This is a genomic window from Oleomonas cavernae, from assembly GCF_003590945.1.
In the GTDB taxonomy this organism is placed as follows: Bacteria; Pseudomonadota; Alphaproteobacteria; order Zavarziniales; family Zavarziniaceae; genus Zavarzinia; species Zavarzinia cavernae.
Genome location: NZ_QYUK01000011.1, coordinates 671,823 through 693,345, shown reverse-complemented (window position 1 = coordinate 693,345; position 21,523 = coordinate 671,823). Strand labels below are relative to the sequence as shown.

Annotated in this window: 18 protein-coding genes; 4 read left to right on the top strand and 14 right to left on the bottom strand. The window is 66.4% G+C overall.

Annotated elements, in window-relative coordinates; all coding sequences use genetic code 11:
• Positions 1-5: 5 nt before the first annotated feature.
• From D3874_RS06825 to D3874_RS06805, 5 genes are read right to left on the bottom strand one after another with little or no spacing between them, the layout of a single operon-like run.
• Complete coding sequence (locus D3874_RS06825) at positions 6-464, bottom strand: YaiI/YqxD family protein (protein ID WP_119777412.1); 459 nt, start codon at positions 462-464, stop codon at positions 6-8.
• Positions 461-2,092, bottom strand: coding sequence for an ABC transporter ATP-binding protein (locus D3874_RS06820; protein ID WP_119777411.1), 1,632 nt, complete (start codon positions 2,090-2,092; stop codon positions 461-463). The genes D3874_RS06825 and D3874_RS06820 overlap by 4 nt, the downstream gene beginning before the upstream one ends.
• Positions 2,089-2,907, bottom strand: coding sequence for an ABC transporter permease (locus tag D3874_RS06815; RefSeq protein ID WP_119777410.1), 819 nt, complete (start codon positions 2,905-2,907; stop codon positions 2,089-2,091). Before D3874_RS06815 ends, D3874_RS06820 begins: the two co-directional genes overlap by 4 nt.
• Before the next feature lie 11 nt (positions 2,908-2,918).
• On the bottom strand, positions 2,919-3,932 hold the full coding sequence (locus tag D3874_RS06810) for an ABC transporter permease (RefSeq protein WP_233559863.1): 1,014 nt from the start codon (positions 3,930-3,932) through the stop codon (positions 2,919-2,921).
• On the bottom strand, positions 3,929-5,302 hold the full coding sequence (locus tag D3874_RS06805) for an FAD-linked oxidase C-terminal domain-containing protein (RefSeq protein ID WP_119777409.1): 1,374 nt from the start codon (positions 5,300-5,302) through the stop codon (positions 3,929-3,931). Before D3874_RS06805 ends, D3874_RS06810 begins: the two co-directional genes overlap by 4 nt.
• Positions 5,303-5,600: 298 nt before the next feature.
• On the opposite strand from D3874_RS06805, the gene hisC reads away from it, so the two are divergent.
• Complete coding sequence (gene hisC / locus D3874_RS06800) at positions 5,601-6,725, top strand: histidinol-phosphate transaminase (protein ID WP_119777408.1); 1,125 nt, start codon at positions 5,601-5,603, stop codon at positions 6,723-6,725.
• Positions 6,726-6,729: 4 nt separating this feature from the next.
• Here the strand turns inward: hisC and D3874_RS06795 are convergent, their stop codons facing one another.
• Positions 6,730-7,752: a M14 family metallopeptidase gene (locus tag D3874_RS06795; protein ID WP_119777407.1), complete on the bottom strand. Its 1,023-nt coding sequence runs from the start codon at positions 7,750-7,752 to the stop codon at positions 6,730-6,732.
• 89 nt (positions 7,753-7,841) lie between these two features.
• Between D3874_RS06795 and D3874_RS06790 the strand changes: the two genes are divergently transcribed.
• A complete protein-coding gene (locus D3874_RS06790; RefSeq protein ID WP_158595872.1) occupies positions 7,842-8,588 on the top strand; it encodes a UTRA domain-containing protein in 747 nt (248 codons plus the stop codon).
• A 36-nt stretch (positions 8,589-8,624) separates the two neighbouring features.
• On the opposite strand, the gene hutH is transcribed toward D3874_RS06790, so the two are convergent.
• The gene (gene hutH, locus D3874_RS06785; RefSeq protein ID WP_119777405.1) at positions 8,625-10,166 is read right to left on the bottom strand and encodes a histidine ammonia-lyase; all 1,542 of its coding nucleotides are present in this window, start codon (positions 10,164-10,166) and stop codon (positions 8,625-8,627) included.
• A 252-nt stretch (positions 10,167-10,418) separates the two neighbouring features.
• The gene (locus D3874_RS06780) at positions 10,419-11,330 is read right to left on the bottom strand and encodes a LysR substrate-binding domain-containing protein (protein ID WP_119777404.1); all 912 of its coding nucleotides are present in this window, start codon (positions 11,328-11,330) and stop codon (positions 10,419-10,421) included.
• 110 nt (positions 11,331-11,440) lie between these two features.
• Between D3874_RS06780 and D3874_RS06775 the strand changes: the two genes are divergently transcribed.
• Together D3874_RS06775 and D3874_RS06770 are read left to right on the top strand one after the other, a co-directional pair.
• Positions 11,441-12,484 carry an aromatic ring-hydroxylating dioxygenase subunit alpha gene (locus D3874_RS06775; protein ID WP_119777403.1) on the top strand — a complete coding sequence of 348 codons (1,044 nt, stop codon included), beginning with the start codon at positions 11,441-11,443 and terminating at the stop codon, positions 12,482-12,484.
• Positions 12,485-12,543: 59 nt separating this feature from the next.
• Positions 12,544-13,665, top strand: a complete 1,122-nt coding sequence (locus D3874_RS06770; protein WP_119777402.1) for an aromatic ring-hydroxylating oxygenase subunit alpha — start codon at positions 12,544-12,546, stop codon at positions 13,663-13,665.
• Between the two features lie 143 nt (positions 13,666-13,808).
• On the opposite strand, the gene D3874_RS06765 is transcribed toward D3874_RS06770, so the two are convergent.
• The 6 genes from D3874_RS06765 to hutI form a co-directional block, all read right to left on the bottom strand.
• Positions 13,809-15,161, bottom strand: a complete 1,353-nt coding sequence (locus D3874_RS06765; protein ID WP_199698969.1) for an LLM class flavin-dependent oxidoreductase — start codon at positions 15,159-15,161, stop codon at positions 13,809-13,811.
• Between the two features lie 85 nt (positions 15,162-15,246).
• Positions 15,247-16,800 carry an ABC transporter substrate-binding protein gene (locus D3874_RS06760; RefSeq protein ID WP_147385551.1) on the bottom strand — a complete coding sequence of 518 codons (1,554 nt, stop codon included), beginning with the start codon at positions 16,798-16,800 and terminating at the stop codon, positions 15,247-15,249.
• A 230-nt stretch (positions 16,801-17,030) separates the two neighbouring features.
• Positions 17,031-17,696 carry a HutD/Ves family protein gene (locus D3874_RS06755; RefSeq protein WP_158595871.1) on the bottom strand — a complete coding sequence of 222 codons (666 nt, stop codon included), beginning with the start codon at positions 17,694-17,696 and terminating at the stop codon, positions 17,031-17,033.
• 25 nt (positions 17,697-17,721) lie between these two features.
• Positions 17,722-19,395 (bottom strand): urocanate hydratase, encoded by a 1,674-nt coding sequence (gene hutU, locus D3874_RS06750; protein ID WP_119777399.1) that lies wholly within the window; start codon positions 19,393-19,395, stop codon positions 17,722-17,724.
• Between the two features lie 10 nt (positions 19,396-19,405).
• Positions 19,406-20,197: an N-formylglutamate deformylase gene (gene hutG / locus D3874_RS06745; RefSeq protein WP_119777398.1), complete on the bottom strand. Its 792-nt coding sequence runs from the start codon at positions 20,195-20,197 to the stop codon at positions 19,406-19,408.
• A gap of 130 nt (positions 20,198-20,327) precedes the next feature.
• Positions 20,328-21,518, bottom strand: a complete 1,191-nt coding sequence (gene hutI, locus D3874_RS06740; RefSeq protein WP_456306401.1) for an imidazolonepropionase — start codon at positions 21,516-21,518, stop codon at positions 20,328-20,330.
• Positions 21,519-21,523 lie beyond the last annotated feature (5 nt).

Here is a 21,523-nt window from a genome sequence, read left to right as displayed (position 1 = left end):
GGCATTCACCCCTTGCTGCGCTTGAGCCGGTTTATCGCCTGATCGAGTGCCGAAAGGAAGGCCGAACGGTCCTTGGGGGAAAACGGCCGCGGGCCGCTGGTCTGCTCGCCCGCGGCGCGCAATTCGGTCATCAGGTTGCGGGTCGCCAGCGCCATGCCGATCGAGCTTTCCGTGAAGGTCTTGCCGGTGGGGCCGATGACCTGGGCGCCCGCCTTCACGGCCCGGTCGGCCAGCGGCACGTCGGCGGTGATGACGATGGACCGGGGTGTCGCGTGTTCGGCGATCCAGTCGTCGGCCGCATCGAAGCCGTCGCCCACGGTCACCCGTTCGAACAGGGGATTGCGCGGCAGGTTGATGAAGCTGTTGGCGACCACGATCACCTTGACCCCGTAACGCTCGGCGACCTTGTAGACCTCGGCCTTCACGGGACAAGCATCGGCGTCGACCAGGATCTCGATGGTCATGACGCCCGCGCGGCCAGCAGCTTGTCGAGCCAGTGGGTATCCATCTCAGGGACGGAGGCCAGCAGCCTGGCGGTATAGTCGTGGAACGGCGGCGACAGCACCGCCTGCTTGGAACCGGCGTCGACCACCCGGCCCCGGTGCATCACCACGATATCGTCGGCGATCGCCCGGACGGTCGAGAGTTCGTGGGTGATGAAGACGTAGGAGAGCTTCAACTCCCGCTGCAGGCGCATCAGCAGCTTGAGAATGCCCTCGGCGACCAACTGGTCGAGGGCGGAGGTCACCTCGTCGCAGATGACGATCTCGGGATTGGCGGCCAGGGCCCGGGCGATGCCGATGCGCTGCTTCTGCCCGCCCGACAATTCGCCGGGATAGCGATCGGCATAGGCCTTGGGCAGTTCGATCATCTCGAGCAGGTCGGCGACGCGCCGCGTCACCTCGTCCCTGCCCAGGCCCAGATAGAACTGCACCGGCCGGCCGATGATTTCCTTGATCCGCTGGCGCGGGTTCAGCGCCGTGTCGGCCATCTGGTAGATCATCTGGATGCGCTGGCGCTGGGCCCGGCTGCGCTGGCGCAAGGCAGGCGGCAGGGGGTTGCCGTCCAGCAGCACCTGCCCGCTCGACGGCGGCAGCAGGCCGGAGACGACGCGGGCCATGGTGGACTTGCCCGAGCCGGACTCGCCCACCACCGCGACGGTACGGCCCAGGTGAACGTCGAGCGAGACCTCCTCCAGGACCCTGAACCCCTTGCCATAGCTGGCGGTGACATTCTGGACCGACAGGACCGGGGCGGTGACAGGCTGGGGCGCCACATCCTTCTCGATTCCGCGCACCGCCCACAGCGACCGGGTATAGGTCTCCCTGGGCGCCGCCAGCATGGTGGCCGCCTCGGCCTCTTCCACCTCGCGGCCGTATTGCAGCACCTTGATCCGGTCGGCCATCTGGGCCACCACGGCGAGGTCGTGGGTGATGTAGATGGCGGCGGTGTGGAACTGGCGCACAATATCCTTGATCGAGGCCAGCACCTCGATCTGGGTGGTGACGTCCAGCGCGGTCGTGGGTTCGTCGAAAATGATCAGGTCGGGCCGGCAGGCCATGGCCATCGCCGTCATCGCCCGCTGCAACTGCCCGCCGGAGACCTGGTGGGGATAGCGGAAGCCGATGGTCTCCGGCTCCGGCAACTGCATGCGGCGATAGAGGTCGATGGCATCGGCGTAGGATTGCGCGCGCGACTTCACGCCGTGGCGCACCGGGCCCTCGGCGAACTGGTCGATCAGGCGGTGGGCCGGGTTGAAGGCGGCCGCGGCCGATTGCGCGACATAGGCGATGCGGGCGCCGCGAATGCCGCGCTTCTGCTTCTCGCCGGCGGTGGCAAGGTCGGTACCGTCGAAGACGATGCTGCCCCTTGTGATACGGCAGCCGTCACGGGCAAAGCCCATGGCGGCGAGGCCGATGGTCGACTTGCCGGCCCCGGATTCGCCGATCAGGCCCAGCACCTCGCCCCGGCGCAGATCCAGGTCGACGCCATGGACGATCTCGGTCCAGGCACCCTCGCTGGTGCGCGCCTCGATATGCAGGCCGCGGATGGTGAGAAGGGTATCGCCCCGCTTGGCCACCGGCTTGCTCATGCCCGTGCCCCGCTGGCCTTGTGCAGCATCCAGTCGACCACGAAATTCACCGCGATGGTCAGCAGGGCGATGGCCATGCCGGGCAGCACCGGGGTGATGTCGCCGAAGGTGATCAGGGTCGAGTTGTCACGCACCATGGAGCCCCAGTCGGCCGAGGGCGGCTGAATCCCCAGCCCCAGGAACGACAGGGCGGAGATGAACAGGAAGACGAAGCAGAAACGGATGCCGAATTCGGCGATCAGGGGCGGCAGGACATTGGGCAGTACCTCCCGCCTGATGATCCACCACAGGCCCTCGCCCCGCAGGCGCGCCGCCTCGACGAAATCGAGCACCACCACATTCATGGCGACAGAGCGTGTCAAGCGATAGACCCGCGTCGAGTCCAAGAGCGCGATGATCCCGATCAGCACCGGCACCGAGGTGCCCAGAATGGTGAGCAGGAGCAGCGCGAAGATGAGCTGCGGGATCGCCATCAGGATATCGACCACCCAGCTCAACACCGTGTCGACCCAGCGGCCATAGACCGCCGCCAGCATGCCCAGCAGGCCGCCGACGGTGAAGGACAGCAGGGTGATCGAGAAGGCCAGGCCAATGGTGTTGCGCGCGCCGTAGATGATGCGACTGAACATGTCACGGCCGACATTGTCGGTACCCAGCCAGAAGTCGCCGCCCCAGGGATCGTACTGGCTGCTGACGATCTGGGATTCGCCGTAAGGCGCGATCAGCGGCGCGAAGATCGCCACGACCAGATAGACGGTGATGACGAACAGCCCGAACAGCGCGGTGGGCGGGGCCTGGCGGAGGAGCTTGAGCATGCCTGTCCCCCTCAGCGCGGATGCAGCAGGCGGGGGTTGCTCAGGATCGCCAGCACGTCGGCCAGCAGGTTGAGCAGGATATAGGTCGCGGCGAAGATGAGGCTGGCCGCCTGGACCACCGGCAGGTCGCGCTTGGAGACGGAGTCGACCAGCAACTGCCCCAGGCCCGGATAGACGAACACCACCTCGACCAGGACCACGCCGACGATGAGGTAAGCGATATTGACCACGATCACATTGATGATCGGGGCCAGCGCATTGGGCAGGGCGTGCTGGACGATGATGCGCGCCGGGCTGATGCCTTTGAGGCGCGCCATCTCGATATAGGGGCTGCTCATCAGGTTGATGATGGCGGCGCGGGTCATGCGCATCATGTGCGCGGTGGTGACCAGGGTGAGCGTCACCGCCGGCATGAAGCAGACATAGAGCCGGTCGATCAGCGCCATGCCGGGCGAGACTTCCGCCAGGCTGGGAAACAGGCCGGCCTGGACCGCGAAGAACAGGATCAGGACATAGGCCACGAAGAATTCGGGAAACGAGATCGCGCTCAAGGTCGCGACATTCACCACCCGGTCGAAGATGCTGCCGCGATAGAGCGCCGCGAGGATACCCAGCACGACCGACAGCGGCACCGCGATCACCGCGGCATAGACCGCCAGGAACATGGTGTTGCCGAAGCGCGGGCCGATCATGGTGGCGATGTCGCGGTCGCCCGACAGGGAATGCCCCAGGTCACCCTGGAACATGCCGCCCAGCCACTGGAAATAGCGGATATAGCCCGGCACATCGAGGCCCAGTTGCTTGCGCAGCGCCGCCACGGAGTCGGGCGTCGCCGACTGGCCCAGGATGGCCTGGGCAAAATCGCCCGGCAGCAGGTTCACGCCGAAGAAGATGATCAGCGAGACCAGGACCAGGGTCAGCAGGCCTAGCCCCAAGCGCCGCGCCACCATGCGGATGATGGGGTGGACGGTATAGCCCTTGCGCCCTTCGAGCGGGCCGATCTGGACGAGCTCGGGTGCGCTCACGGCAGCATTTTCCCCGGGTTCATGATGTTCTGCGGGTCGAGCGCCGCCTTGATCGCGCGCATGGCGGCGATCGCCGGGTTGCCCAGCTCGCGGTTCATGAACTTGCGCTTGCCCAGGCCGATGCCGTGTTCGCCGGTACAGGTGCCTTCCATGGCGATGGCGCGTTCGGCCAGCTCCTCGCTGATCCGCTCGGCCTCGCGCATTTCGGCGGGATCATTGGGGTCGAAGAGGATGTAGAGGTGGAAATTGCCGTCGCCGACATGGCCCACCAGCGGCGCCGGCAGGGATGAGCGCAGCAGATCCTGCTTGGTCGCCTCGATACATTCGACCAGGCGTGAAATGGGCACGCAGACATCGGTCGACATGCCCATGGCGCCGGGCTTCAGCATCTTGTTCGAGGCCACCGCCGAATAGCGGGCGCGCCACAGGGCGCGGCGCTCTTCTTCCGTATTGGCCCACTGGAAGTCGCCGCCGCCGTTGCCCAGCGCCAGGTCATGGACGATCTCGATCTCGGCCGCGACACCCTTGGGGTTGCCGGCGAATTCCAGGAACAGCATCGGCTGCTCGGGGAAGCTGGTCTTGTTATAGAGGTTGAAGGCCTTGACCTGAACCTCGTCCGCCACCTCGATGCGCGACATGGCGACGCCGCATTGCAGGGTCTCGACCACCGTGCGCACGGCGCTTCTGAGGTCCGGGAAGCTGCAGGTGGCGGCCGAGACCTGCTGCGGGATGCCCGCCAGTTTCAGGTTCAGCTCGGTGATGATGCCCAGCGTGCCTTCCGCACCGATCATCAGCCGCGTCAGGTCATAGCCGGCGGAGGATTTCTTGGCCCGCTGGCCGGTGCGCAGGACCGAGCCGTCGGGCAGCACGGCGCGCAGCGACAGCACCATGTCCTTCATGGTGCCGTAGCGCACGGCATTGGTGCCCGAGGCCCGAGTGGAAGCCATGCCGCCGAAGGTCGCCTCGCCCGCCGGGTCGACCGGGAAGAACAGGCCCAAGTCGCGAATATAGTCGTTGAGTTCGACACGGGTGACGCCCGGCTCCACCGTGCAGTCCATGTCTTCGGCGCGCACGGCGATGATGCGCTTCATGCGGCTGACATCGATCGAGATGCCGCCGTTCACCGCCTGGACCTGGCCCTCGACCGAGGTGCCGGCGCCGAAGGGAACGATCGGCGTGGCATGGTCGGCGCAGATGCGCACGGCCCGCGCCACCTCGTCCTCGCTCAAGGCGAAGAAGACGGCATCGGGCAGGGCGGTGGGGTGCCAGGATTCGCCGTGGCCGTGCTGGTCGCGGATGGCGGCGGCGGTGGAGATCCGGTCGCCGAACAGGGCGGTCAGGGCCTCGATGGTAGGGGCGCGTTTCGTCATGACGGATCTTCGCACCTTCGCCTTCCTGCATTCAATGCCGCGACCGGCGGCCGGGCCATGCCCCAGCGCCGACAGATCAGAAAACCTTAGCGATACCCCTTGATTTGTAAATACATAAATCCCTGCCCTTTGCATATTCTCTGCCTAAGCTGGAGCCAAGCCTTTCTGCGGATATCAGCCCAGTCCCACCTGATCCCACGGAAAGGCCGAGCCAGATCAGCGCAACGAGAATATCGACAAGGCCATTAATGTCCGTACAATCAACGCCGACTGCCATTCGGACGCGGGGTGCAAATAAATGGAATCGACCAAGGCCCTGATCCGCGACGAGGTGACCTCGTTGCCGATCTATAACGCCGGGCTGCACCCCGAGACCCTGAAGCGCCGGCTGGGCCTGGCCCATATCGTGAAGCTGGACAGCAACGAAAATCCCTTCGGCCCCTCGCCCCGCGCCATCGAGGCGGTGCGCGACGTGGCCGCCGGCCTGTTCCGCTATCCCGACCGGGACGAGACCAACCTGCGTGCCGCGATTGCTGCGCACCTGGGCGTGCCAGGCGCGCGGCTGGCCTTCGGCAACGGCTCGGAAGACCTGATCGCCATCATCTACCGCATGGTGGTGCGCCCGGGCGAGACCGTGGTGACCACGGTGCCCAGTTTCGGCCTGCACCAGATCTGCGCCCAGGTGCTGGGCGCCAAGGCGGTGACCCTGCCCTTCACTGCCGACTGGCAGTTCCCGGTCGAGGCGATCGTGGCGGCCCTGGCCCGGCGGCCGCGCATCCTGATCCTGTCCAGCCCGTCCAATCCGGTGGGCGTGGCGATGAGCGAGCGCGATGTCGACCGCATCATCGCCGCCACGCCTCCCGAGACCCTGCTGATCTTCGACGAGGCCTATGTCGAATATGTCGACCCCGCCGTGCGGGTCGATGTTCTGGCCAGGCTGAAGACCTATTCAGGCCCCTGGGTGGTGCTGCGCACCTTCTCGAAGGCTTACGGCCTGGCCGCCTTGCGCATCGGCTACGGCGTCGCCCACTCGGTCGATTTCATCGAGAACCTCTACAAGGTGCGTTCGCCCTTCTCGGTCAATGCCGCCGCCCTGGCGGCGGCCCAGGCGGCCTTTGCCGACGAGGCGCATCTGGCCAAGGTGACAGGCACCATCCGCGAGAACCGCCAGGTGCTGGCGGCGGCCCTGGCGGCGCAGGACTATGCCCTGGCCCCGTCGCAGGCCAATTTCCTGTTCGTCGACAGCGGCCGGGACGGCGCTGCCGTGGCCGCTGCCCTGCGCGGCAAGGGCGTATTGGTGAAGCCGTGGCTCGAGCCCGGCTACACAAGCTTCATCCGCGTCACCATCGGCACCCGCGCGGAGGGCGAGGAATTCCTCGCCGCCCTGGGCGAGGTGGCGCCCACGCTCGCCGCCGCGTCTTGATCACTCACCCCAGGGCTAGCGCCTCGTCCCGGGAAATGGGGCGCGCCACGGCGACAAGGATCGAGCCCGCATGACAGATGACCGGCGCGCGACGCATGTAGATCCGGCCCGAGGCCTCGAAGGCCAGGGGCCGGGGCGGCCGCGCCGGCTCGTCGAGGTCGTGGATCCAGCCGGCCGTCTGGCCCGCCTCGACCGCGGCGCCGACCTCGAAGGCCGGCTCGAACAGCCCGGCCTCGGGCGCCAGGACCAGGCCGCCGGCCACGCCCGTAACATAGGTGGTGCCAGGGGGCGAGACGGCCCCGGCCTGCTTCCACACCCCGGTCCAGTGCAGGATGTTGCGGATGCCGCCGCGTGCCGCCGCCAGGGAATTGAGACTCAAGACCGCGCCGCCGCCATATTCCGTCGACAGGAACGCGACCTGCGCCTTGAGCGCGGCCTGGTCGTAGTCGCCGGCGGTGTCGCCCATGGCCGTGGCGTAGGTCAGGGGCGCGCCCAGCCAGTCCGCCGCCTCGACACAGCGCGCCCGCAAGGCGGGATCGGGTGCCAGGGTCAGGTAGCCGATATCCTCGTAGAGGCCGGTGGTGCCGCCCGAATGCAGGTCCAGCGCGAAATCGCACAAGGGTATCAGGTGCTGCAGCACGAAGCCGGCGATCGCCCTGGTCGGCCCCTGGTCGGCCGCGCCGGGAAAGGCGCGGTTGAGGTTGACGCCGTCCAGCGGCGAGACCCGGGTGGCGGCGCGCACGGCGGGCGTGTTGAAGGCCGGCAGCAGGATGATGCGCCCGGTCACCTCGCCCAGGGGGATGCGATGGGCCAGGGCACGCAGGGCGATCTGGCCCTCGTACTCGTCGCCATGGACCCCGGCGCTGAGCATGACGGTAGGCCCCTCGCCGTTTTTCAGGACATGGATCGGAATCGGGATCAAGGCCGCCGCATGCTCGTTGCTGGAATGGTCCAGGCGGATATTGCCCGAGCGGAAGCCGTCGCTTTCCAGATCCAGGCTGCAACTGACCGGTCCGTATGCCTTCATTATTCTTGCCCTCACCCTGAATTGCGGCGCACTTGATCCTGCGCGAAAAGCAACCAATCCTAGCCATGTCTTTAGTGAAGAAGTGCACGATGCAAAAACCGCCGAGTTTCGTCCTGGACGGTCAGGGGCCGCTGTTCAAGCAGATCGGCCGGGCCGTGACCGAACAGATCCTGAAGGGCCGCTACAAGCAGGGCGAACGGCTGCCCTCGGAAGCGGAGCTGACGACGATTTTCGACACCTCGCGCCAGACCGTGAACAAGGCGATCAGCGAGCTGGCCAAGCATGGCCTGGTGGAGCGCAACCGGCGCGCCGGCACGGTGGTATCCTGGCAGTTCCAGGAACGCTTCATCCTGCCGCTGCGCGACGTCTCGGACGAGCTGGAGCAGAACAACCAGATCTATGAGTACCGCATCATCGAGCGCAAGGTCATCACCAACGGCAAGGGCGGCATCACCTGGGGCGCCCTGCCCGCGGGCGCCAACCTCCTGTATCTCGAGACGATCCACCTGGCCGACGGGCTGCCGGTGCAGCTCGAGACCCGCTACATCAATTTCGATGCCTTTCCCGAGGTCGAGCACGAGACCTTCGCCGAACGGTCGCCCAGCAAATGGCTGCTGGAAAACATCCCCTGGTCGGAGGTCGATCACACCGTGCGCGCCACCAACGCCAGCGCGGAACTGGCCAACAAGCTGGGCGTCAAGGTCGGCGCCGCCTGCCTGGTGGTCGATCGCCAGACGTTCCATCGCGGCAAGCCCATCACCTTCGTGCACCTGATCTATCCCGGCGACCGCTTCTCGATCAAAGGCAAGTTCAGCCTGGCCAACGGCGAGGAGTGACACCCCCACCGCCGTCGGCACCCCGGGGCGGTGATCTCAGGCGCTCAACCGTGGAAACAGATCCGCCCCCACGGCTGCCGCAATCGCGCCCGAGCGGGCCAGGGCGGCGGCGGCTTCCAGGTCGGGCGCCATGTAGCGATCGCCCGCCAGCGCCGGCACTCGTGCGCGCACCGTATCGACGATCGCCTGCAAGCGGGCGCTGGTCTTCAGCGGCGCACGCAGTTCGATGCCCTGGGCACCGGTCAGCAGTTCGACGCCGATGATCACGGCGAGGTTGGCATTCATGTCGATCAGGCGGCGCGCGCCATGGGCGGCCATGGAGACGTGGTCTTCCTGGTTGGCGCTGGTCGGCGTCGAGTCGGTGCTGCACGGGTTGGCGCGCTGCTTGTTTTCCGACATCAAGGCGGCGGTCGTGACTTCCGCGATCATGAAGCCGGAATTGACGCCGGCGGCCGGGCTCAAGAAAGCCGGCAGGCCGTAGTTCAGCGAGGGGTCGACCAGGGTCGCGATGCGGCGCTGGGCGATCGAACCGATCTCGGCGATGGCCAGTGCCGTCTGGTCGGCGGCGAAGGCCACCGGCTCGGCATGGAAATTACCGCCCGAGACGATGCTGCCGTCGGCCACCAGCACCAGCGGGTTGTCGGTCACCGCATTGGCCTCGACCTCGAGCGTGCGGCCGACGCTGCGCAGCAGGTCGAGGCAGGCGCCGGTCACCTGGGGCTGGCAGCGCAGGCAATAGGGATCCTGCACGCGGGTATCGTCGAAGCGGTGGGATTCGCAGATCTGCGAACCCTGGACCAGGGCCAGCAGGGTGGCGCCGGCATCGATCTGGCCTTTATGGCCGCGCAAGGTATGGATTTCGGGCCGGAACGGCGCGATCGAAGCCATGGCGGCATCGACGCTGAGCGCACCGCTGGCCAGCGCCGTAACGCCCAGATCCCAGGCGTCGAACAGGCCAGCCAGGGCCATGGCGGTGGAGACCTGGGTGCCATTGATCATGGCCAGGCCCTCCTTGGGGCCTAGCGTCACGGGCGAGAGGCCGGCGGCGGCCAGGGCCTCGCGCCCGGGCAGGCGCTTGCCCTGGTAGATCGCCTCGCCTTCGCCGATCATGACCGCGGTCATATGGGCCAGCGGGGCCAAGTCGCCGCTGGCGCCGACCGAACCCTGGCCCGGCACCACCGGCAGCACGTCATGGGCCAGCATGTCTTCCAGCAGGGTGATGATCGCCCAGCGCACGCCCGAGGCACCCCGGCCCAGCGAGAGCAGCTTCAGCGCCATCATCAGGCGCACGATGGGCGCTGGCAGGGGCGTGCCGACGCCGCAGGAATGGGACAGGATCAGGTTGCGTTGCAAGGTCTCGGTCTGCGCCGGGGCGATGCGCGTATGCGCCAGCTTGCCGAAGCCGGTGTTGACGCCGTAGACCCCGGCGTCACCCTGGGCCGCGGCCCGGACCAGCGCCGCGGCAGCTTCCACGGCCGGCTTGGCGGCACGGTCGATCTGCACCGCCAGTTGCTCGTGATAGATCCGCCGCAGATCGGCAAGGGTTACAGACCCCGGTTGAAGCGTGAACCCTGCCATGATGTGCCTCCGTCGTGACGCGCCACCAGCATTACCGAGATCGCCGCGTTTTGTATAGACAAAAAGAAATGGCTTTGGAAATTTGTCGGCACACCCAGCGCCAAACCCCATTAAAGCGTCATCCCGGAAATCGCGCCAGCGATTATCCGGGATCTTGCGACCAGTGTTCTCGGTGCCTGGGCGTCCCGAGATCCCGGCTCTACGCTGCGCTTCGGCCGGGATGACGCGGAAGGGAGTATTGTCCGCTCAATATCACGCCGCGGTGCGGAAGGGCGCCGCTTCCGCGATCAGCCAGTCGAGGAAGTCTCGGGCGCCGGGCTTGCGCATGGTGGTTTCCGACCAGGCGACGAGGTAGGGCGCGGGCATGGTCAGGGCCAGGTCGGACAGGGCGACCAGGCGGCCGGCCCGCAGGTCCTGGGCGACGAAGCTGCGCTGGCCCAGCGCCACCCCCTGGCCGGCGATGGCGGCGTCCAGCGCCACGCTGGACAGGGAATAGCCGCGCGGCGGTGCCTCTTCGACGTAGGCCACGCCGGCGCGGGCGAACCAGTCGGCCCAGGCCGGGCCGTTGGCATGGTCGGGCCGCCAGTCGATGTGGATCAGCGGCAGGGCGGCGATCTGGGCCGGCGTTGCCGCCACGGCCAGGGCCGGGCTGGCGACCGGCACCACCGAGTCGGTGAACAGTTCGGCGGTATGGCGGTGCAGGTCGGCACCATGGCCATAGGTCAGGCGGAAGTCGACGCTGCCGTCCGACAGGACGCCTTCGCGGTGGGTACTCTCCAGGCGCAGGTCGATATAGGGCCGCGTCTGCTGCCAGGCATAGACCCGCGGCGCCAGCCATTTCAGCAGCAGCGAGGGCAGAGCGCTGATCGCCAGGCCTTCGAAATCGCGGTTGCGGTCCAGCACCTTGTGGGCATCGCGCAGACGCTCGAAACCCTCGAACACCAGTTCGAAATAGGCCCGCGCGGGCTCGGTCAGTTCCAGGCGCCGGCCATCGCGATTGAACAGCGCCTGGCCCAGGTGATCTTCCAGGATGCGCAATTGCTGGCTGACCGCCCCGGGCGAGACGCCCAGTTCCTCCCCCGCCCGGGCGACGCCGCCAAAACGGCAGACGGCCTCGAAAACCTCGAGGGCACGCAGGGGCGGCAGGCGGCGCATCGTTCCCATAATTTAGTTATTCTAAAACAATATCGCATGATTTCTGCATTTTTTGTGATTGCGATGTTAGCCATCATCAATCTTGAAAATCGATCACCCATTGCTTGAGAGGGCTTCCCATGTATCTGCGCAACGCCGCCTGGTATGTCGCGGCCTGGGGTCATGAGATCACCCGGGAGCTGCATGCGACGCAGATCCTGGGCGACAGGATCGTCCTCTATCGCACCGAGGGCGGCGATCCCGTCGCCCTGGAGGATGCCTGTCCCCATCGCAAGCTGCCGCTGTCCATGGGGCGCCTGCGCGGCGATACGCTGGAATGCGGCTATCACGGCTTGACCTTCGATTGCTCGGGTGCCTGCGTGAAGGTGCCGGGGCAGGACAATATCCCGGCCCGCGCCAAGGTGCGCAGCTATCCCGTCGCCGACAAATGGGGCCTGACCTGGATCTGGATGGGCGACCCGGCCTTGGCCGACCCGGACAAGATCTTCCATGTCGAGCACTACGACGATCCCGCCTGGGGCCGCAACACTGGGCCGATGATGCTGTTCGACTGCAACTACATGCTGATCACCGACAACCTGCTCGATCCCGGCCATGTCTCCTGGGTCCATCTGGGCTCGTTCGGCGAGGCGGCCTGCGAGGACACACCCCTGAAGGTCGACTTGAGCGAGGGTGGCGTCACTGTCTCGCGCTGGATGTACGACCGCACCGTGGCGCCGCTCTATCAGCCGCTGGTGACGTTCGAGGGCCGGGCCGACCGGCTGCAGCAGTACGAGGTGCGTTACCCCAGCCTTGCCCTGATCAAGGCCGTGTTCACGCCGGCCGGCCAGGGCGGACCCGACAAGGAACTGCCGCCCGACACCTTCATCATGGATTCCTATAATTTCATGACCCCGGTGAACGAGCGCCAGACCCGCTACTACTGGTTCCAGATGCGCAATGTCCGCCCCGACAGCGCCGAGACCTCGGCCTTCATGACCAAGGGCGTGCAGGCCGCATTCGAGGAGGACCGGGCGATCCTGAACGCCGTGCAGATCGGCCAGGAGACCAAGCGCACGGCCAATATCGACCTGGCCATCGACGGCGGGCCCCTACGCTTCCGCCGCACCCTGGAGCGCAAGATCGCGGCCGAGGCGGCGGCATCCGCTCAAGCGGCGGAGTGAGGCATCCCGGTCGAACGGGGCGTGCCAGACACCGGTTCGTCAACACAAGGGGGACAGTAATGCTAAGCGTTGCCGACATTCGCCAGCACCTCGCCAGCTTGCACGAGGTGCCCAGAGCGCAGGCGCGGGCGATGATCCCCGACTTCTACACCTCGACCGAATTCCTCGAATTCGAGAAGGACGCGATTTTCCGCCGGGAATGGGTCTGCCTGGGTCACGCGGGCGAGATTGCCGGGCCCGGCGACTATTTCACCACCGAACTGGTGGGCGAGCCCCTGCTGGTGGTGCGCGGCGAGGATGGCACCGTGCGCGTCCTCTCCAACGTCTGCCGCCACCGGGGCAATGTGGTGGCCAGGGGAGCCGGCACGGCCCGGCTGTTCTCCTGCGCCTATCATGCCTGGAGCTATCGCACCGACGGGCAATTGCAGGCCGCCCCCTACATGGACAGGGTGGAAGGCTTCGACAAGGCCAACTGCGCCCTGCCCGCCTTCACGACCGAGATCTGGCAGAACTTCATCTTCGTCAACCTGGACGGCAAGGCCACCCCCCTGGCGCCGCGCCTGACCGACCTGCTGCCCCATATCGACCCGTTCCAGCACCAGGACCGGATCAGCGTCTTCACCGCGGACGATGTCTGGAAGACCAACTGGAAGTGCCTGACCGAAAATTTCATGGAGGGATATCACCTCTCCGCCACCCATCTCAAAACCCTGCACCCGATCACGCCGACCAATTTGTGTGCCAAGATCGAGGGCAACGCGCATTTCACCGCCTATCGCTCGCACTACTCGCCCGAGACGCCGGAACGCACGCCGTATCACCCCAACCTGCCGGTGGAATATCGCCGCCACAGCACGCTGTTCTGCGTCTTCCCCAGCTTCGTCGTCTCCTATGCCTCGCACTTCACGCTCTATATGTGCCTGCGCCCGGGGGCCGCGGTCGACGAGGTGGCGATCCATTGGGGCGTGGCCGGCTATGTGCCTGATCGCCATGCGCCGGAAGTCGCTCCTTACGTCGAGCTGTGTAATGCCTTCAATGCCGAGGACCGCGAGAAGCTGGAGACCCTGATGCAGGGCCTGCGTTCGCGCCACTACACGCCGGGCCGCCTGGGGCCGGAGGATTTCGAAGGCACGATCTGGGACTTCTACCAGTTCATGGCCGACCGGGTGGGGCGAAGCTAGAGAGCCCTCTCCTCCTGGGAGGAGAGGGTTGGGTGAGGAGGGATGGCGGCATAGGGCGCGATCCTTCCCAGCGACCACCTCACCCTTCCCATTGCTGGCGCAATGGGCCCCTTCCCTCTCCCCCGCAAGCGGCGGAGAGGGAGTTAACCCGCCTGCGCCAGCGTCGTGGCATAGCGGCTGGCGGGGCGGTCTAGCCCTAAGTGATCGCGCAGGGTGCGGCCTTCGTATTCCTTGCGGAACAGGCCGCGGCGTTGAAGCTCGGGCACGACCTTCTCGACAAAGGGACGCATGTCGTCGGGCAGGACGGGGAAGATCAGCATGTAACCGTCACAGGCGCCGGCGGTGAACCATTCCTCCATCAGGTCGGCCACCTGCGCGGGCGTACCCCGGATCGCCTTGTTGCCGCGCTCGTAACGCTGATAGAGCTGGCGCAGGGTCAGGTTCTCCTCGCGGATCAGGCGGGTGATCTGGTCGAAATAAAGCTTGGTCAGGTTCGCCGATTTTGGAATCCGGTCGAGCGGGATGGGCTCGTCCAGCGGCAGATCCGAGAGATCGGCCTCGAGATCCTGGGCCAGCCGGGTCAGGCCCACCGCGGGGTGGAGCAGTTCCTGAAGCGCCTGGTACTTGTCTTCGGCTTCCTGCGCGCTTTCGCCGATGACGGGCGACAGGCCGGCCAGGATCTTCAACTGATCGGGGCGACGGCCGAACCTGGCCATACGGCCTTTCAGGTCGGTGTAGAAGGCCTTCGCCGCATCGAGATTGTCGTCGGAGGTGAACACCACCTCGGCGGTTTCGGCGGCGAGTTCGCGCCCGGCGCTGGACGAGCCCGCCTGGATGATCACCGGATGCCCCTGGGGCGTGCGGGCGATGTTCAGGGCGCCGTTCACCTTGAAGAACTCACCCTGGTGATCGATGACATGGAAGCGCGCGGGATCGAAATAGACGCCCGACTGCTTGTCGCAGATGATGGCATCGTCGTCATAGCTGTCCCACAGCGCCTTCACCACCTGCACGAATTCCCGTGCCCGGTCATAGCGCCTGGCATGGGGTGGCAGGGCCTGGAGGCCGAAATTGCGCGCTGCGTAATCATTGGAGGAGGTGACGACGTTCCAGGCCGCTCGACCACCGCTGGCGTGGTCGAGCGAAGCATAGAGACGCGCGATGTTATAGGGTTCGTAGAAGCTGGCCGAGGCCGTGCCGCCCAGGCCGATATGGTTCGTCACGGCCGCCATGGCGGTCAGCAGCACGATCGGCTCGAAGGTGTTCATGTACATGGGATGGCGGCTCCACGCATCGAGGTTATCGGTGCGCGCCGCCGGCGTATCGGCAACGAAGAACAGATCGAAACGGCCCTGTTCGGCCAGTCGGGCCATGTCGGCGAAATAGCCGACGTCGTTGGCGATGTCGGCCCGCCCGCCGGTCTTGATCCAGCCCGCCGGATGCAAGCCGTTGCCCTGGGCCAGCAGCGCCAGCGCCATCTTGCTGGAAGAAACCATTTTCTCGACCCTTCCACGGTTACGCACGCATGCCCACAAAGACAACAGGGGGAGGCTTTCGCCTCCCCCTGCCTGATCTATTGGATCAGACGAACCACCAGCGTTCCGCGAAGCGGCCGCCGTCCATCGAGAAGTCGGAGGCGAGTTCGCCGTGGCCGACCTTGGTGGTGCAGGCATCGACGAAGTTCGCCACCACCGGGCAGACGGCGCCGCCGGTCTCGCTGATCAGGGCCTGAATGTCGTAATAGATCTGGCGGCGCTTGGCCTCGTCGAACTCGATCCGGGCGGCCACCAGCATCTGGTCCAGCTTGGGGTCGCTCATGTGGGTCTCGTTCCAGCCCGCCGCGATGCCGTCGGTCGAATAGGCGAGCGCCAGCATGGCATCCTCGTTGGCGCGGCCCGACCAGCGGGCGGCGCAGAACGGCTTCTTGAACCAGATGTCGTTCCAGTAGCCGTCTTCCGGCGTCTTGGTCACCTTGATGTCGATGCCGGCCTTGGCGGCATGCTCGCGGTAGAGCACGGCCGCGTCGGTCGCGCCGGCGAACGGCGTCTCGGAGACGAAGAGCTCGACCGAGAGCTTGTCCAGGCCCGCCTGCTTCAGGTGGAACTTGGCCTTGTCCGGGTCATAGGCCTTGGGCTTGAGGTCCGGGTTGTGGAACTTGTAGCTCGAGGTGATCGGCTGGTCGTTGCCGACCGAGGCAAAGCCGCCGGCGATGACCTTGACCATTTCCTCGCGGTTGACCGCGTATTTCATCGCAGTGCGGACATCGTTGTTCTTGAACGGGTCGGCGTCCATCAGCATCGGGAAGGTATAGTGGGCCTTGCCCGCGACGCTGAGCAATTCGATCTCGGGCTTGCGCTTCAGGAGGCCGGCGGTCTTGAGATCGACGAAATTACAGGCGTCGATGCTGCCGGAGACCAGCGCGCTGGTGCGGGCGGCGGCGTCCTTGATGGCGATCATCTCGACCGAGTCGAAATGGGCGCGGTCGGCCTTCCAGTAGTTGGGATTGCGCTTCACCACCGACTTAACACCGGGCTCGAAGCTCACCAGCATGTAGCCGCCGGTGCCGATGCCCTTGGCGAAATCGGTTTCGCCGTTCGGCACCATCCCTAAGGTCTCGAGGGTCATGATGTCGGGGAAGCCGACGTTGCCCTCGCTCAGGCTCACGGTCAGTTCGTACTTGCCCGTCGCCTTGATGTCGGACACCGGCTTGAGGATCGGCGCCGCCGACGAGGTCGTGCCTTCGATGCGGTGGCGGTTCAGGGAATAGGCCGCATCCTCGGCCGTGAAGGGCCGGCCGTCGTGGAAGGTGACGCCCGAGCGCAGCTTGAAGACCCAGGTCTTGGCATCGGCCGAGCCTTCCCAGCTCTCGGCCAGTTCCGGCACCAGCACGCCGCCGGGGCCGAATTCGATCAGGTTGTTGCGCAACTGGCGGAACAGGAAGAGCTGGAAGTAGGTCTCGTACAGCGCCGGATCGAGCGTGTCGGTCACCGCGAAATCGCCTACGCCGATGCGGAAGTTGCCGCCCTTCTTAGGGGTCGCCGCGCGCAGGCTGCGGGGCATCAGCCCGATCATGCCGGCCGCCGCGGCCGAGCCGATCAGAAACTCCCGCCGCCCGATACCAAGATCCAATGCCATGTCAGCCTCCTTGTCGATCGCCCCGGTCTTCGACCATGGCGAAATCGTCACAGATTTCGACGATTTGTAAATACAAAAAGAGATGGCTTTGAACAAATCATCGGCAAGGCATTCGACGGCTCGGCGGCTTTGCCGTTTTTTTGGCCACTACTTGCCCAATCGGCAGCCATTGCGGCCGATATACGTCAGAATCCGCGACCTTTGCGAGGCTTGCCCAGCAGCGGTTATTGTTAAGACATAGCCGGCTTTTCGGCGCCCAAGTCCCGCAAGGTAATGATCGCGACGGTGCCTTGTGGGGCGCCCTCGAGGGTCAGGTCGCCACACACGCCGGGCGCGATCAACAGGGCATCGCGGCGGATCAGGTCGAAGTTCTCGCCGCCCTCGTGGCGGGCATCGGCGGAGACGCGGCCGTCCAGCACGACCACCACCATGGCGGCATCGCGCTGGCGCAGGTAGTGCCGGCCGGTAACCAGGATGATGTCGACGCTGGCGCTCGCGGCACCGCGCCTGGTCATGACGTTGAGGTCTTCGATCGGGCCGTCGTGCAGGCGGGCGTCGATCTTCCAGTCACCGGGAAAGACCGCCTGCTCGAAGGGTTGTGCGACCGTCATGGTGCCGTGTTCGCCGGCGTCGAGCGTCATGCCCTTGCCGGCGATCAGGGTGAGGTTACGGTCGAACCCGGGCAGGGCCGAGAACGGGCCATCGGTGGCGACATCGGCCATGCTGATGCGCCACAGGAAGTCGCGCGCGGCGACGCTGGCCTGCGGCGGGTAGACGACGATTTCCGCCGTCCTGCCCCCGCCATTGGCCCAGGACATCACGGTGTGGCTTTCGGCGCGCCGCAGGATGATCACCGCCTTCACCTCCATCGCCCAAAAACCGTCATCCCGGATCATGTCCGGGATGACGAATTGTGCTCTGTCAGTTGCCCAGGATGCCGGGCAGCCGCAGACCGTTCTCCTTCGCACAATCGAGGGCGATATCATAGCCCGCATCGGCGTGACGCATCACGCCCGTCGCCGGGTCGTTCCACAGCACGCGGGCGATGCGCTCGTCGGCCTCCTTGGTGCCGTCGCAGCAGATGACCATGCCCGAATGCTGGCTGAAGCCCATGCCGACGCCGCCGCCGTGATGCAGCGAGACCCAGGTGGCGCCCGAGGCACAGTTGAGCAGCGCGTTCAACAGCGGCCAGTCGGAAACGGCATCGGAGCCGTCCTTCATGGACTCGGTCTCGCGGTTGGGGCTGGCGACCGAGCCTGAATCCAGGTGGTCGCGGCCGATCACGATCGGCGCCTTCAGCTCGCCATTGCGCACCATCTCGTTGAAGGCCAGGCCCAGCTTGTCGCGCAGGCCCAGGCCCACCCAGCAGATGCGCGCCGGCAGGCCCTGGAAGGCGATGCGCTCGCGCGCCATGTCCAGCCAGTTGTGCAGGTGGGCATCGTCGGGGATCAGCTCCTTCACCTTCTGGTCGGTCTTGTAGATGTCTTCCGGGTCGCCGCTGAGCGCTGCCCAGCGGAACGGGCCGATGCCGCGGCAGAACAGCGGACGGATATAGGCCGGCACGAAGCCGGGGAAATCGAAGGCGTTCTCCAGGCCCTGGTCGAAGGCGACCTGGCGGATGTTGTTGCCGTAGTCCAGCGTGGGAATGCCCATGTTCCAGAAGTCCAGCATGGCCTGGACGTGGACCTTCATCGAGGCGCGCGCCGCGACTTCCACTGCCTTGGGATCGCTCTCGCGCTTCTCGCGCCACTGCGCCATGGTCCAGCCCAGGGGCAGGTAGCCGTTCACCGGGTCGTGGGCCGAGGTCTGATCGGTCACCATGTCGGGGCGGATGCCGCGCTTGACCATTTCGGGGAACACGTCGGCCGCATTGCCCAGCAGGCCGACCGAGATCGCCTTGCCCTCGGCGTGGGCCTTGTTGACGATGGCCAGCGCCTCGTCGATCGAACTGGCCTTGGCGTCGAGGTAGCGGGTGCGCAGGCGGAAATCGATCGAGTCCGGGTTGCATTCGACGGCGATGCACGAGGCACCGGCCATGGTCGCGGCCAGCGGCTGGGCGCCGCCCATGCCGCCCAGGCCGCCGGTCAGGATCCACTTGCCCGCCAGCTTGCCGTCGTAATGCTGGCGGCCGGCCTCGACGAAGGTCTCGTAGGTGCCCTGGACGATGCCCTGGGTCCCGATATAGATCCACGAGCCGGCCGTCATCTGGCCGTACATCATCAGGCCCTTGCGATCGAGTTCGTTGAAGTGATCCCAATTGGCCCAGTGCGGCACCAGGTTGGAATTGGCGATCAGCACGCGCGGCGCATCGGCATGGGTGCGGAACACCGCCACCGGCTTGCCCGACTGGACCAGCAAGGTCTCATTGGCCTCGAGGTCTTTCAGCGTGGCGACGATACGGTCGAAATCGCCCCAGGTGCGCGCCGCCCGGCCGATGCCGCCATAGACCACCAGCTCGTTGGGGTTCTCGGCCACTTCCGGGTCCAGGTTGTTCATCAGCATGCGCAAGGGGGCCTCGGTCAGCCACGACTTGGCGTTCAGTTCCGTACCGCGCGGCGATTGGATGACGCGCTGGTTCAGGCGGGGATTGCTCATGGGCGGCTCCTTAGGGATTGAGGGTCGGGGCGACCTCGACGAGGCGGCCCAGAATGCGGCGAAGGGTTTGGCGAAGCTGTTGCGCCTTGGTCTCGTCATAGGTCCAGGGCGGGCTCTCCGCCATGTAGGCACGCTGGGCCAGCTCGAGCTGGATGGCATGGACGCCCTGTTCCGGCCGGCCGTAGTGCCGCGTGCTCCAGCCGCCGCGGAAGCGGCCGTTGACCACGTGGCTATAACCGTCCGCCGCCGCCACCACCTCACACACCGCGTCCTGTACCGCCGGGGCACAGGTGGCACCGTTGTTGGTGCCGATGTTGAACACCGGCAGCGCCCCCTCGAACAGGAAGGGGATGTGCGAGCGGATCGAGTGGCAATCGAAGAAGATCACCGACTTGTGCCTGGCGCGCAGGCGGGCGATCTGCGTTTCCACCGCGGCATGATAGGGCGCGTGGAAGGCCAGGCGCCGGCGTTCGATCTCGGCTGCGTCGGGTGCCACGGTCCACAGCGGCCGGCCGTCGAAATCGGTTTCGGGCACCAGGCCGGTGGTATTCTGGCCGGGATAGAGCGAGGCGCCGCTGGGATCGCGGTTGGCGTCGATCACGTAGCGATGAAACGTCGCCCGCACCACGGTGGCGCCGGGCAGCAGGCCGTCATAGAGACGATCGATGTGCCAGTCGGTATCGGTCAGGCCGCGGCCCACATCGTTGAGCTGCCCCCGCACATCGTCGGGCACGAAGCTGCCGCCGTGGGGCATGCCGAGGATGACCGGGCTGTCGCCCTCGATCAGCGCGAAGGGGGTCATGGCACGTTGGCCTTTTCGTCATCCCCGCGAAGGCGGGGATCCACGGTGGGGGCAAGCCCGGCCCGACCCGTACTTCCACAACAGTGGATCCCGGCCTTCGCCGGGATGACGGCGGTAGGGAAGGTCAGCCTCATACCACCTCCCCCTCGAAATAGCGGGCGTGGAGCGGGTTCAGCCCCATACGGTAGCAAAGCTCGGCCGGGTCCTGGACATCCCAGACCGCGAGGTCGGCCAGCTTGCCGGCTTCCAGGCTGCCCAGGTCGTGGCCCAGGCCCAGCGCCTTGGCGCCGTTCAGGGTCACACCGGCCAGCGCCTCGACCGGCGTCATGCGGAAGAGGGTGCAGGCCATGTTCAGGGTCAGCAGCAGCGAGGTCAGCGGCGAGGTGCCGGGGTTGCAGTCGGTCGCCAGCGCGATGGCCACGCCGGCCGCCCGCAAGCCCTCCAGGGGCGGATACTTAGTCTCGCGCAGGAAATAGAAGGCGCCGGGCAGCAGCACGGCCACCGTGCCGGCCTTGGCCATGGCGGCAATGCCGGCCTCGTCGAGATATTCCAGGTGATCGGTCGACAGGGCGCCGAACGAGGCGGCCAGGGCGGAACCGCCCAGGTTCGACAATTGCTCGGCATGCAGCTTCACCGGCAGGCCCAGTTCCCGGGCGGCGGTGAAGACCTTGGCGACCTGCGCGGTCGAGAAGGCGATGCCCTCGCAGAAGGCGTCCACCGCGTCGACCAGGCCGGCGCGCTGGGCGGCGGGCAGCGCGTCGGTACACAGGTAATCGATGTAATCATCGGGGCGCCCGGCGAATTCGGGCGGCAGGGCATGGGCGCCCAGGAACGTGGTGCGGATGCGGACTTTGCGGGCCTGGGCCAGGCGGCGGGCGGCGCGCAGCATCTTGGCCTCGTTCTGGGTGTCGAGGCCATAGCCCGACTTCACCTCGACCGTGCCGGCGCCTTCGGCCAGCAGGGCGTCGAGGCGCAGCAGCGCACTCGCCACCAACTCGTCCTCGCTGGCCAGGCGCGTCGCCTTGACGGTGGAGACGATGCCGCCGCCGGCAGCGGCGATTTCCTGGTAAGTGGCGCCTTCCAGGCGCAGTTCGAATTCGCGCGCCCGGCTGCCGCCGTGAACCAGATGGGTGTGACAATCGACAAGTGCCGGGGTGACCAGACGGCCCCCGAGATCGACGCGCGGCCATGAGGCATACTGCGCCGGCAGGTCGGCAGCGGCGCCGACCCAGCGGATGCGGCCGTCGGCCACCGCCAGGGCGCCGTCGGCGACCAGGCCATAGCCGCTGCCCGCGGCCATGGTCGCGAGTTTCGCTTTCATGAATA